Raw genomic sequence first — 11818 nt, 5'->3', positions numbered from 1 at the left:
AAATGATCCTCTGATGACGGGATTTGTCACGGGCAGTCGCCCGATCCGCGGGCTATTGCCTTGGCATCGAAACGATATCTGCCGAAAGACAAGTCCATGCGCCTGCCCCAGCTTCTTGCCCTTGCCGCCGTGACCGCCCTTGGCCTTGGCTTCGGCCTGCCCATGCCCGCGCCGCAAGCGCCCCAAGATGGCGCGCCGCGCCTGTCCGCCGCCAAGGCCGAACCTGCCGCCCCGCGCGATCTGCGCCCGCTGAAATTCTCGCTGTAAGGAGCCCGCGATGACCCGCTTTCTGACCACCGCCGCCGCCGTTCTTGGCCTCACGCTCGCGGCCAGCCTGCCCGCCCGCGCCGATCTGGTGATCGAAGGCCGCGCCGCCCAGGCGCTGCATTGCTCGGCGCTGCTCTATATCGTCTCGGACATGCTGTACGAGGGCGGCTACCTGACCCGCGCCGACCGCGATTGGGCCCAGACCGGCGCGGCGCAGATGTTGGCCTATGTTCCCGGCACCAATGACCAGAAGGTCCAGGCCATGCAGCAGCGCTTCAACAAGATCTTCCGCAGCCGCAGCCTGCCTCAGCTTCTGAACGAATTCGACAAGACCGCGCCCTGGTGCGCCAAGACCTTTCTCTGACCCGCCATTTCAGCAGGACTTTGCCCCAAAAGTCATTTGAGCAGCCGGGCCGCCAACGCGGGCAAATCCGCAAAGCGGTCCAGCAAAGCCTCGGGCCGGAGGCGTGCGATCCCCTCGCCCTCCGGCCCGAAGGTGACCAGCGCGCAGGGCACGCCCACCGCCCGCGCCGTCTTGGCATCGGTCTCTGTATCGCCGATCAGCATCGAACGCCGCACGTCGCCCCCGGCCTGCGTCACCGCCGCGACATAGGGCGCGGGGTCGGGCTTGCGGGTCGGCAAGGTGTCGGCCCCGATCATCGCCCCGAACAACCCCCGCACACCCAGCCGCTTCAGCAGCTCTTCGGCCAGGGCGGCGGGCTTGTTGGTGCAGATCGACACGGCATGGCCGCTGGCACGCAGCGCCTCGACCGCCTCGACCGCGCCCGGGTAAAGCCTTGTATGGGTGTCGATCCCCTCGGCATAGGCCACCAGAAGGCGCGGATACCAGTCATCGACCTGGCGCTCATCCACGTCACCCTGGCGCGAAAAGCCCAGCCGCAGCATGGCGCGGCCGCCATGAAAGGCGGTCAGGCTGTCGGCCCGCGTCAGCAGATCGCCCGCGCCCATCTGACGGAAACAGGCATTGGCCGCCGCCAGAAGATCGGCGGATGTGTCAGCAAGCGTGCCATCCAGATCAAAGACCACGCATTTCGCGCCGGATTTCTGCTCTTGCAACATGCCGCAACCCTTGGTGAAACCCGCCCCCTTGGCGAGTGCCTGCCCCCCGCGTAGAACGGGGCCAAAGGAAAAGCCACCCCGGCCCAGCCGGGGAAGGAAAAAGAAAGGGGCAGTATGCCGGTTTCGCTGATCATCCTGGCCGCGGGTCAGGGCACGCGGATGAATTCCGAACGCCCGAAGGTTCTGCACAAGCTGGCTGCCGCCCCGCTTTTGCACCACGCCATGGCGGCGGCGCGCGCCCTTGATCCGGCCCGGACCGTGGTCGTCGCGGGCCATGGCGCCGAAGCGGTGGCCAAATCGGCCCGCGCCTTTGACGAAACCGCCGAAATCGTCTTGCAGGACGAACAGCTTGGCACCGGCCATGCCGTCGCACAGGCCGCGCCGCTTCTTGCAGACGCGCCCGGCGAGGCGATCGTCCTTTACGGCGACACGCCCTTCATCCGGGCCGAGACGCTGGAAGCCATGCTCGAGGCGCGGGCGCGCCATGCCGTCGTCGTCCTGGGTTTCGAAGCCCGCGATCCCGGCCGCTACGGTCGCTTGATCCTGGATGGCGACAGCTTGGCGCGCATCGTCGAATATAAGGATGCGTCAGATGCGGAACGCGCCGTAACGCTTTGCAATTCCGGCGTGATCTGCGCCAGTGCCAAGGATCTTTTCACCCTGGTCGCCGATCTTTCCAATGACAATGCGGCGGGCGAATATTACCTGACCGACATCGTCGCCCTAGCCCGAGCGCGTGGCTTGTCGGCAGGCGTGGTAATCTGCGACGAGGCCGAGACGCTGGGCATCAACACCCGCGCGCAACTGGCTGAGGCGGAGGCCGAATTCCAGCGCCGCGCCCGCGCCGAGGCGCTGGAGAACGGCGTCACCCTGACCGCGCCCGACACCGTCTTCTTCGCGCTTGACACTTTCATCGGCCGCGACGCGGTGATCGGCCCCAATGTGATCTTCGGCCCCGGCGTCACCATCGAATCCGAAGCCGAGATCAAGGGCTTCTGCCACCTGGAAGGCGCCCATGTCTCGCGCGGGGCCGATGTCGGCCCCTTCGCCCGGCTGCGGCCCGGGGCGGAACTGGCCGAAGACGTTCATGTCGGCAATTTCGTCGAGATCAAGAACGCCATCCTCGACGAAGGCGTGAAGGTCGGCCACCTGACCTATCTGGGCGATGCCCATATCGGCGAGCACACGAATATCGGCGCGGGCACCGTGACCTGCAATTATGACGGCGTGATGAAGCACCGCACGGTGATCGGCAAACGCGCCTTCATCGGTTCGGACACGATGCTGGTCGCCCCGGTGACTGTGGGTGACGGTGCGCTGACCGGCTCGGGCTCGGTGATCACCGAGGATGTGCCGCCCGAAGCCGTTGCCATCGGCCGCGCCCGGCAGGTCACCAAACCGGGTCTCGCCACCAAACTCATGGACAAACTGCGCGCCCTCAAGGCTGCGAAACAGAAGGGATAATCCCCATGTGCGGAATCGTCGGCGTTCTGGGCAATCACGAGGTCGCCCCCCTTTTGGTCGAGGCGCTCAAGCGACTGGAATATCGCGGCTATGACTCGGCCGGGATCGCCACGGTGAATGGCGGCAAGCTGGATCGCCGCCGCGCCGTGGGCAAGCTGGTGAACCTGTCGGACCTGCTGGTCCATGAACCGCTGGCCGGGAAATCCGGCATCGGTCATACCCGCTGGGCCACCCATGGCGCGGCGACCGTGAAGAACGCCCACCCGCATCGCGCCGGGGGTGTCGCCGTGGTACACAACGGAATCATCGAGAATTTCCGTGACTTGCGCGCCGAACTTGAAGCCTCGGGCTACGTGCAGGAATCCGAGACCGATACAGAAACCGTGGCTTTGCTGGTCCGCCGCGCCCTGGATGGCGGCGCCACCCCGGTCGAGGCCGCGCGCGACACGCTGAAACGCCTGCACGGCGCCTTCGCGCTGTGCTTCCTGTTCGACGGGCAGGACGACCTGATGATCGCCGCCCGCAAGGGCAGCCCGCTTGCCATCGGCTGGGGCGAGGGTGAAATGTTCGTCGGCTCCGACGCCATCGCGCTGGCGCCGATGACCGACCGCATCACCTATCTGGAAGAGGGCGACTGGGCCGTCGTGACCCGCAAGGGCGCCGAAATCTTCGACGTTCAGGACCGCCGCGCCAACCGGCCCGAAACCCGCGTGCAGCTCGATGCCACCCGCATCGAGAAAGCCGGCTACAAGCATTTCATGGCCAAGGAAATCGCCGAACAGCCCGTCGTCCTGGCCGATGCGCTGAAGCATTATGTCGGCGGCGACGCCAGCCTGCGCCTGCCCGAGGGCCTGTCCTTCAAGGGGATCGAACGGATCACGCTGGTCGCCTGTGGCACCGCCTCCTATGCCTGCCATGTCGCGAAATACTGGTTCGAACAGATCGCGGGCCTGCCCGCCGAAATCGACGTGGCCTCGGAATTCCGCTATCGCGACCCGGTCCTGTCGGACCGCGCCATGGCCGTTTTCGTCAGCCAGTCGGGCGAAACCGCCGATACGCTCGCCGCGCTGCGCCACGTGAAGGAAAAGGTCGCGCAGGTCGTGGCGGTGGTGAATGTTCCCACCTCCTCCATCGCGCGCGAGGCCGATCTGGCCCTGCCGATCCTTGCCGGGATCGAGGTCGGCGTCGCCTCGACCAAGGCCTTCACCTGCCAATTGACGGTCCTTGCCCTGATGGCGCTCAAGGCGGCGCAGGATCGCGGCGTGATCACGCCCGAACATCTCGCTCAACGGCTTGAGGAACTTCGCGCCCTGCCAGGGCTGATGAACGCCGCCCTTGGCCTGTCGGATGTGGTGGCCAAGGTGGCGAAGGATCTGGCCAAGGCGCAGGACATCCTTTTCCTGGGGCGCGGCCCGATGTTCCCTCTCGCCCTGGAAGGTGCGCTGAAGCTGAAGGAAATCAGCTATATCCACGCCGAAGGTTATGCATCGGGCGAACTGAAACACGGCCCGATCGCCCTGATCGACGCGCAGGTCCCGGTCATCGTTCTGGCCCCGAAGGATGCGCTTTACGAGAAAACCGTCTCGAACATGCAAGAGGTCATGGCCCGCAACGGCAAGGTGCTGCTCCTCTCCGACGCGGCGGGGATCGAGACCGCTGGCCAGGGCACCTGGAAGACGCTGACTTTGCCGGAGGTCGCGCCGGTCTGGGCGCCGATCCTTTACGCCATCCCGGCGCAGCTTCTCGCCTATCACACCGCCATCGCCAAGGGCACCGATGTCGACCAGCCGCGCAACCTGGCGAAATCGGTGACGGTGGAATAGCCGCCTCCCCTTGCCCCTGCCCCCGGACCGGCGCATTTTGCGCCGGAACGGAGCACCCAGATGGCCAAGCAATTCCCTGCCTTTACCCAGGATCAGATCGCCTTTGTCGCAGCCCAGCCGGTCTATTTCGTCGCCACCTCCGCCCCGGGCGCGCGGATCAACCTGTCACCCAAGGGTATGGACAGCCTGCGCATCCTGGGCGCGAACCGGCTGATCTGGGCCAATGCGACCGGATCGGGCAACGAGACTGCGGCGCATCTGCCGCTTGATCCGCGCATGACGGTGATGTGGTGCAGCTTCTCCACCCGCCCGCTGATCCTGCGCGCCTATGGAACGGCGCGCGTCCTGCACCGTGACCATGCCGAATTCGCCGCGCTGGCCGCACTGCTGCCCGACCTGCCCGGCCTGCGGCAAATCTACGATCTTGCGGTCGATCTCGTGCAAACCTCCTGCGGCTATGCCGTCCCCACGATGGAAAACGCCGCCGAACGCCCCGTCCTGCGCAACTGGGCCATCGGCAAGGGGCCGGATGGCCTTGCCGAGTATTGGGACACGCGCAACCGCGCCAGCCTCGATGGTCTGGCGACAGGGATCGAGGCCAATCTGTCATGACCCCGCTCGATCAGCTTCTGGCGCTGGAAGATGCCGGCCGCGCCGCCACGGCGGCCGACTATCACAAGGCCCCGCGCCGCTATCTCGGCCTTGCCGTGCCGCAGGTCGAAGAGCTGGTCGCCACCTGGCGGGCCGAGCGCGACATTGCGGGCCGCGTGGCGCTGGCGGCGGAGCTTTGGGACAGCGACATCCATGAGGCCCGCATCGCGGCGGCCAAACTGCTGACCCAGGCGCGGATGCAGCCCGATGACGCGGTCTGGGCGCAGTTCCTGTCCTGGGTGCCGCAATTCGACGCCTGGGCCATCGCCGATACCGCCTGCGACGTCGGCAGCCGCCGCCTGCTGGCCGATCCCGGCCGGATCGACACGGTCGAAGGCTGGACCCGGGATGAAAACAAATGGGTGCGCCGCGCGGCGCTGGTCGTCACCCTGCCCTGGGCCAAGATGGCCTTTCCAAAAGAGCCGGACCTCGCGATCCGCGCCCGCGTTCTGGGCTGGGCGGCGGGCTATGTGCCGGATCGCGACTGGTTCATCCAGAAATCCGTGGCCTGGTGGCTGCGCGACCTGTCGAAGCACGATGCTCAGGCGACCCGCGCCTTCCTGGCCGAACATGGTCCGGCGCTGAAGGCCTTCGCGCGCAAGGAAGCCGCGAAACATCTGCGCGACTGAGCCTTTCCAACGCGGCCTTCCCAAGCCCCGCGCGCCGCGCCATTCTGGCGCTGGCAGCGGGGAGGCATGGCATGGATCTGGGGCTGACGCACAAGGTGGTCCTTGTGACCGGGGGTGGCGCGGGCATAGGCGGGGCGATCTCGCTCGCGCTGGCGCAGGAAGGCGCGGTGCCCGTCATCTTGGCCCGCTCGGCGCCCAAGCCTGAATTTCTGGCAGAGCTGACCACGCTGTCGCCCCGCGCGGGCTGGGTGCAGGCCGAACTGTCCCGCGACGAAGACTGCCGCCGGGCGGTTGCGGAAACCCGCACCCGTTGGGGCCGCATCGACGCGCTGGTGAACAATGCCGGCACCAATGACGGGGTCGGGCTCGAGGCCGGTCCTGCCGCCTTCCGTGCCTCGCTCGACCAGAACCTGCTACATTACTATACGCTGGCCCACCTCTGCCTGAATGATCTCAGGGCGGCCAAGGGCGCGGTCGTGAACATATCCTCGAAAACCGCCCTGACCGGGCAGGGCAACACTTCGGCCTATGTCGCGGCCAAGGCGGCGCAACTGGGCCTGACGCGGGAATGGGCGGCGGCGCTGGCGCCGGACGGGGTGCGGGTCAATGCCGTGATCCCGGCCGAGGTGATGACGCCGATGTATGCCCATTGGCTGGAAAGCTTCCCCGATCCCGAGGCGCAATTGTCAAAGATCGCCGCCCGCATCCCGCTGGGCCGCCGCATGACCCTGGCCGAGGAAATCGCCGCGACCGTGGTTTTCCTCCTGTCCGACCGCGCGGGCCATACGACCGGGCAATGGCTGTTCGTCGATGGCGGCTATGTCCATCTCGACCGCTCGCTCTAGGTCGGGGTCCACTCCGACTTGCAGCTATCCCTTGCGGATCGGGTCGGCCAGCAGCCGCAGCCCGTTCAGCACCACCAGCAGCGTGCCGCCCTCATGGCCCAGCACGGCCAGTGGCAGGGGCAGCTCGAAAAACGCCCCGCCGATGACCAGCACGACCATCGCGCCCAGCGCGAAGACAAGGTTCTGCCGGATCACCCGCGCCGCCCGCCGCGCCAGCCGCCGCGCATCGGCCAGCTGCGCCATATCTTCGGCCATCAGGGCCACATCCGCCGCCTGAAGGGCGACCTCCGACCCCGCCGCCCCCATGGCGATGCCGACATCTGCCCGCGCCAGCGCCGCCGCATCATTGACCCCGTCGCCGACAAAGGCCACCGGCCCCTCTGCCGCCATCGCCTCGACCAGCCGCACCTTGTCGGCGGGCAGAAGACCGGCCTCGATCTCGTCCGGCTTCAATCCCAGCGCCCCGCCCACCCGCAGCGCGACCGGCCGCCGGTCGCCGGTCATCATCACCACGCGGCTGACCCCCGCTTCGCGCAGCGCAACCAGCGCCGCGGCCGAGCTTTCGCGCGGCGCATCGGCCACGGTCGCCGCCCCAAGGATCACTGCACCCCGGCCCAAGAGGACCAGCGTCTCCTCGCCGCTTTCCAGCGCGGCAAGGCGCGGCTCCATCGCCGCACCCATCCGCGCCGACAGCCGCGCATTGCCCGCCCAGAGCGCGCCTTGGTCATCGACCCCGGTGATGCCCTCCGACGGATGCGATTTCACCTCGCGCACCAGCGCAGGCCGCAACCCGCGCGCCGCCACCGCCCGGCGCAGCGCGGCGGCGATCGGATGTTCGCTCTGCGCCTCGATCCCCGCCAGCAGGGTCAAAAAGCGATCCTCATCGCCATCCAGGGCGATCAGGTCGGTCACCTCGGCCCGTCCCGTGGTCAGCGTGCCCGTCTTGTCGAAGGCAAAGGCGCGCACCTCGGCCAGCCGCTCCAGCGCAGCCCCGCCCTTGAACAGCACGCCCCCGCGCGCCGCCGCCGACAGGGCCGACAGGATCGCGGCGGGAACCGAGATCACCACCGCGCAGGGGCTGGCCGCGACCAAAAGCGTCGCCGCGCGGTACAGCGCCTCGGACGGCGCGCGGCCCAGCGCCCAGAAGATGAAGAAGGCCAGCACCGACCCCGCCAGAACCGCCACCGTGTAGCGTTGCCCGAACCAGTCCGAGAAGCGTTCCGACGGCGCCTTGGCCGCCTGCGCCTCGGTCACCAGCCGGATCATCCGCGCCACCGTGCTGTCGGCCAGCGCACGGGTCACCTCGACCACCAGCACCCCGTCCAGATTGACGCAAGCCTCATGCACCGCCGCGCCGGGTTCCTTGTGCACCGGGGCCGCCTCGCCGGTGACGGTCGATTCGTCCATCCGGCCCGTGCCCTCGACCACGCGGCCATCGACCGGAACGCGCGCGCCGGGGCGAAGCACCACATGATCGCCCGGCTTCAGGCTTTCGACCGGCACTTCGGTCACACCCTGCGGCCCCTGCAACAGCGCGAATTCCGGCCGCAACTGCATCAGCGCCTCGACCGCCCGCCGCGCCCGGCCCATCGCCCGATGCTCCAGCGTGCCCGAGATCGAGAACAGCGCCAGCAGCACCGCCCCTTCCAGCCCGGCACCGACCGCCAGCGCCGCCAGCGCCGCCGTGACCATAAGCAGGTCGATATCCAGAACATGGCCCTGCCAAAGCTCGCGCAGCGCGCGCAGCAGGGGCGGCACCCCGCCCGCCAGATAGGCCAGCGCCAGCGCCGCCCAGTAAAGCCCCGGGGGAAGCGGCTGAAGATATTCGTGCAAACCCACCAGCAGCAGACCCAGAAAGGTCAGCCCGGTCAGCGCCATATCCTCGACGCCGTCGCCGCCATGGGAATGTTCCTGTCCCGCCATGCCCCCTTCGTCGCCGGTCGCAGGACTTCTTGCAAGCCGCGATCTGTCGCATCCCGGCCCGCATCTGCCTTTCGCCCGCCGCCAATGCCTTTCCCCCCTTGACCCGGCCCCCCCGCCTGCCGACAAAGGCCCCCATCATGGCAACAGCATCCCTTTCCATCGACCTCGACGCGATCACCGCCAATTGGCGCGCGCTTGACCGCCTCTCCGGCCCCGGCGTGCAGACCGCGGCCGTCGTCAAGGCCGATGCCTATGGCCTTGGCGCCGCCCGCGTCGTGCGCGCCCTGGCGCAGGTCGGCGCCCGGCGCTTCTTCGTGGCCCTGGCCGAGGAAGGCGCCGCGGTGCGTCAAGCGCTTGGCCCCGGCCCGCAGATCAACATCCTCTCGGGCCACATGGCGGGCGACACCGAGATGCTGCATGACCTCGACCTGACGCCCATGCTCAACAGCCTTGAGCAGATCACCCGCCATCTCGAGGCGCTCCCGGGCCACCCGTTCGGCGTGCAGCTTGACACCGGCATGAACCGTCTGGGCGTGGAGCTGGCCGAATGGCAGGCCGTGGCCCCGATTCTGCTCGAGGCCGATCCGGTCATGCTGATGTCGCATCTCGCCTGCGCCGACGAGCCGGATCACCCGATGAACCTGCGCCAGCTCGAGATGTTCCACGAGATGACCGATGGCACTGGCCTGCCGCGCAGCTTTGCGGCGACGGGCGGCATCCTGCTTGGCCCGCAATACCATTTCGACCTGACCCGCGCCGGCATCGGCCTTTACGGCGGCCGTCCCTTCGACCTGTCGCAGCGCGTCGTCACGCTGTCGCTGCCCGTGATCCAGACACGCGAGGTCGCCGCAGGCGAGACCGTGGGCTATGGCAATGCCTGGGAGGCGGAAACCCCCGCCATCATCGCCACCGTCGCCGCGGGCTATGCCGACGGACTGCTGCGCGCGCTTGGCAACGGCGCGGTCCTCTGGGATGGCGACACGCCCTGCCCCCTGGTGGGCCGTGTTTCCATGGATCTGATCACCGTCGATGTGACCCACCTGAAGGATATCCCCAGGACGCTCGATATCCTCGGCCCGCATCAGTCCGTCGACGACATCGCCGATGTCGCCGGCACGATCGGGTATGAGATCCTCACCTCGCTTGGCCCCCGCTACACCCGCCGCTACACCGAGGCACGCGGATGAGGGCACGCGGATGACCTCTGCCCTCGCGGCTTTGGGCCGCCCGGTGCTGGCGGCATTGGCCGCCGTCGGCCGCGTCGTCCTTTTCGCGCTGGACGCGCTGAGCCATCTGCTGCGCCCGCCCTTCTATGGCCGCGAGTTTCTGGCGGCGGTCATGCAGATCGGCTGGTTCAGCCTGCCCGTCGTCGCCATGACCGCGATCTTCACCGGCGGCGCGCTCGCCCTGCAAATCTATGCCGGCGGCAACCGCTTCGGCGCCGAGGCGGTGGTGCCGCAGATCGTCGCCATCGGCATGGCGCGCGAGCTTGGCCCGGTTCTGGGCGGGCTGATGGTCGCGGCCCGCGTCGCCAGTTCCATCGCCGCCGAGATCGGCACGATGAAGGTGACCGAACAGATCGACGCTCTGGTGACGCTCTCGACCAATCCGATGAAATACCTCACCGTGCCGCGCCTTCTGGCCGCCACCCTGACCGTGCCGGTTCTGGTCGCGGCGGGCGATTCCATCGGCATCATGGGCGGCTGGCTGGTCGGCATCACCCGGCTCGATTTCAACTCGGCCACCTATCTCAAGAACACCGTCGATTTCCTTGAGGTCTGGGATATCGGCTCGGGTCTTGTGAAGGGTGCGGTCTTCGGCTTCATCGTCGCGCTGATGGGCTGCTATCACGGCATGAACTCGGCCCGCGGCGCCCAAGGCGTCGGTGCCGCCACCAAGGCCGCCGTCGTTTCGGCCTCGGTCCTGATCCTCGCCGCGAACTACCTGCTGACGGAGGTGTTCTTCTCGGCATGATCGAGCTTTCCGGCGTCCACAAGGCCTTCGGGGCCAACCGCGTCCTGCAGGGGGTCGACCTGACCATCCCGCGCGGCGAAAGCATGGTCATCATCGGCGGCTCGGGCACCGGCAAATCGGTGCTGCTGAAATGCATCCTCGGCCTCGTCACCCCTGACAGTGGAAAGATCACGCTTGACGGCCAGGATGTGACCACGACCGACCGCGACGCGTTCCTCGCCCGCTTTGGCATGCTGTTCCAGGGCGGGGCGCTGTTCGACTCGCTGAAGGTCTGGGAGAATGTGGCCTTCCGCCTGCTGCGCGGGGCGCTGAAACGCCCCCGGGCCGAGGCGCGCGAGATCGCAGTGGAAAAGCTGCGCCGCGTCGGCCTCAAACCCGAAACCGCCGATCTGTTCCCCGGCGAATTGTCGGGCGGGATGCAGAAACGCGTGGGACTGGCCCGCGCCATCGCGGCCGAACCCGAGATCATCTTCTTCGACGAACCGACGACCGGCCTCGACCCGATCATGTCCGGCGTCATCAATGATCTGATCCATGAGATCGTGACCGAGATGGGCGCCACGGCCATGACCATCACCCATGACATGACCTCGGTGCGCGCCATCGCCACGCGGGTCGCCATGCTGCATGGCGGGGTGGTCCGCTGGACCGGCCCCGTCGCCGAAATGGATGCAACGCCAGATCCTTACGTCCAGCAATTCATCCATGGCCGCGCCGAAGGCCCGATCCCCTCCGTGCGCTAGGGGGCCGGGATGGACAGCCCCTTCCTCGCCCATCTCCTGACCCCCTCGCCGGTGATGCACTGGCTCTTGCTGACCCTGCCTCTGACCATCACGCTTTCGGGCATCTTCGGTGCGGTCGAGGGGGAAAACGGCAACCGCCGCCTCGCGGTCTTTGCCGCCCTGATGACGGTCTGGCTGTTCCTGCCCCTGCCCTATGGCGACCCCCAGATCGCGGCGGTGGGCGAGATGGTGTCGATCCTCGGCTGGTTCCTTCTCGTCGGCGCCTGGGCGCGCCATGTCTGGATCGACCGCCCCGCCCCGGTCTGGGTCCATGCCCTTGTCATCACCCATCTGATCGCCATCGCCATCGCCTGCATCGTCGCCCTGATCCGCGCCCTTCTCGCCTGATCCCCTCCCCCCGGCCCCAACGACGGCGGCAA

13 protein-coding genes are annotated in these 11818 nt (G+C 67.8%); 11 read left to right on the top strand and 2 right to left on the bottom strand.

Features of this window, described 5'->3' with window-relative positions:
• The first annotated feature begins 96 nt into the window (after window positions 1–96).
• Window positions 97–267, top strand: a complete 171-nt coding sequence (locus tag ACED67_RS01575) for a hypothetical protein (protein ID WP_395539721.1) — start codon at window positions 97–99, stop codon at window positions 265–267.
• Between the two features lie 10 nt (window positions 268–277).
• Complete coding sequence (locus tag ACED67_RS01570) at window positions 278–631, top strand: hypothetical protein (RefSeq protein WP_395539719.1); 354 nt, start codon at window positions 278–280, stop codon at window positions 629–631.
• Between the two features lie 32 nt (window positions 632–663).
• On the opposite strand, the gene ACED67_RS01565 is transcribed toward ACED67_RS01570, so the two are convergent.
• The gene (locus tag ACED67_RS01565) at window positions 664–1344 is read right to left on the bottom strand and encodes an HAD-IA family hydrolase (protein WP_395540450.1); all 681 of its coding nucleotides are present in this window, start codon (window positions 1342–1344) and stop codon (window positions 664–666) included.
• A gap of 117 nt (window positions 1345–1461) precedes the next feature.
• Between ACED67_RS01565 and glmU the strand changes: the two genes are divergently transcribed.
• From glmU to ACED67_RS01540, 5 genes are all read left to right on the top strand, one after another.
• Window positions 1462–2811 carry a bifunctional UDP-N-acetylglucosamine diphosphorylase/glucosamine-1-phosphate N-acetyltransferase GlmU gene (glmU, locus tag ACED67_RS01560; protein WP_395539718.1) on the top strand — a complete coding sequence of 450 codons (1350 nt, stop codon included), beginning with the start codon at window positions 1462–1464 and terminating at the stop codon, window positions 2809–2811.
• Between the two features lie 5 nt (window positions 2812–2816).
• Window positions 2817–4634, top strand: coding sequence for a glutamine--fructose-6-phosphate transaminase (isomerizing) (gene glmS, locus ACED67_RS01555; protein ID WP_395539716.1), 1818 nt, complete (start codon window positions 2817–2819; stop codon window positions 4632–4634).
• 60 nt (window positions 4635–4694) lie between these two features.
• Window positions 4695–5246, top strand: coding sequence for a pyridoxamine 5'-phosphate oxidase family protein (locus ACED67_RS01550; RefSeq protein WP_395539715.1), 552 nt, complete (start codon window positions 4695–4697; stop codon window positions 5244–5246).
• The gene (locus tag ACED67_RS01545) at window positions 5243–5914 is read left to right on the top strand and encodes a DNA alkylation repair protein (protein WP_395539713.1); all 672 of its coding nucleotides are present in this window, start codon (window positions 5243–5245) and stop codon (window positions 5912–5914) included. The genes ACED67_RS01550 and ACED67_RS01545 overlap by 4 nt, the downstream gene beginning before the upstream one ends.
• A 71-nt stretch (window positions 5915–5985) precedes the next feature.
• Complete coding sequence (locus tag ACED67_RS01540; RefSeq protein WP_395539712.1) at window positions 5986–6759, top strand: L-fucose dehydrogenase; 774 nt, start codon at window positions 5986–5988, stop codon at window positions 6757–6759.
• 24 nt (window positions 6760–6783) lie between these two features.
• Here the strand turns inward: ACED67_RS01540 and ACED67_RS01535 are convergent, their stop codons facing one another.
• Entirely contained in the window at window positions 6784–8682 is a 1899-nt protein-coding gene (locus tag ACED67_RS01535) for a heavy metal translocating P-type ATPase (RefSeq protein ID WP_395539710.1), read from the bottom strand.
• A gap of 137 nt (window positions 8683–8819) precedes the next feature.
• Between ACED67_RS01535 and alr the strand changes: the two genes are divergently transcribed.
• The 4 genes from alr to ACED67_RS01515 are packed head-to-tail and all read left to right on the top strand — an operon-like array spanning window position 8820 to window position 11786.
• Window positions 8820–9869 carry an alanine racemase gene (gene alr, locus ACED67_RS01530; protein ID WP_395539707.1) on the top strand — a complete coding sequence of 350 codons (1050 nt, stop codon included), beginning with the start codon at window positions 8820–8822 and terminating at the stop codon, window positions 9867–9869.
• A 10-nt stretch (window positions 9870–9879) separates the two neighbouring features.
• Window positions 9880–10656, top strand: a complete 777-nt coding sequence (locus ACED67_RS01525; protein ID WP_395539706.1) for an MlaE family ABC transporter permease — start codon at window positions 9880–9882, stop codon at window positions 10654–10656.
• Window positions 10653–11399 carry an ABC transporter ATP-binding protein gene (locus ACED67_RS01520; RefSeq protein ID WP_395539704.1) on the top strand — a complete coding sequence of 249 codons (747 nt, stop codon included), beginning with the start codon at window positions 10653–10655 and terminating at the stop codon, window positions 11397–11399. The genes ACED67_RS01525 and ACED67_RS01520 overlap by 4 nt, the downstream gene beginning before the upstream one ends.
• A 9-nt stretch (window positions 11400–11408) precedes the next feature.
• Window positions 11409–11786: a hypothetical protein gene (locus tag ACED67_RS01515; protein ID WP_395539701.1), complete on the top strand. Its 378-nt coding sequence runs from the start codon at window positions 11409–11411 to the stop codon at window positions 11784–11786.
• The last annotated feature ends 32 nt before the right edge of the window (window positions 11787–11818 follow it).

This window comes from Neotabrizicola paludis, assembly GCF_044142105.1.
Classification (GTDB): Bacteria; Pseudomonadota; Alphaproteobacteria; order Rhodobacterales; family Rhodobacteraceae; genus Pseudogemmobacter.
Note: the sequence above shows the minus strand (reverse complement) of the source record. Positions and strands in the feature narration are given on the sequence as shown.

Coding starts and splice junctions, on each gene's coding strand:
- ACED67_RS01545 (WP_395539713.1), top strand. CDS start 5,243: ATGACCCCGCTCGATCAGCTTCTGGCGCTGGAAGATGCCGGCCGCGCC.
- ACED67_RS01535 (WP_395539710.1), bottom strand. CDS start 8,682: ATGGCGGGACAGGAACATTCCCATGGCGGCGACGGCGTCGAGGATATG.
- ACED67_RS01515 (WP_395539701.1), top strand. CDS start 11,409: ATGGACAGCCCCTTCCTCGCCCATCTCCTGACCCCCTCGCCGGTGATG.
- ACED67_RS01520 (WP_395539704.1), top strand. CDS start 10,653: ATGATCGAGCTTTCCGGCGTCCACAAGGCCTTCGGGGCCAACCGCGTC.
- alr (WP_395539707.1), top strand. CDS start 8,820: ATGGCAACAGCATCCCTTTCCATCGACCTCGACGCGATCACCGCCAAT.
- ACED67_RS01550 (WP_395539715.1), top strand. CDS start 4,695: ATGGCCAAGCAATTCCCTGCCTTTACCCAGGATCAGATCGCCTTTGTC.
- glmU (WP_395539718.1), top strand. CDS start 1,462: ATGCCGGTTTCGCTGATCATCCTGGCCGCGGGTCAGGGCACGCGGATG.
- glmS (WP_395539716.1), top strand. CDS start 2,817: ATGTGCGGAATCGTCGGCGTTCTGGGCAATCACGAGGTCGCCCCCCTT.
- ACED67_RS01575 (WP_395539721.1), top strand. CDS start 97: ATGCGCCTGCCCCAGCTTCTTGCCCTTGCCGCCGTGACCGCCCTTGGC.
- ACED67_RS01540 (WP_395539712.1), top strand. CDS start 5,986: ATGGATCTGGGGCTGACGCACAAGGTGGTCCTTGTGACCGGGGGTGGC.
- ACED67_RS01570 (WP_395539719.1), top strand. CDS start 278: ATGACCCGCTTTCTGACCACCGCCGCCGCCGTTCTTGGCCTCACGCTC.
- ACED67_RS01525 (WP_395539706.1), top strand. CDS start 9,880: ATGACCTCTGCCCTCGCGGCTTTGGGCCGCCCGGTGCTGGCGGCATTG.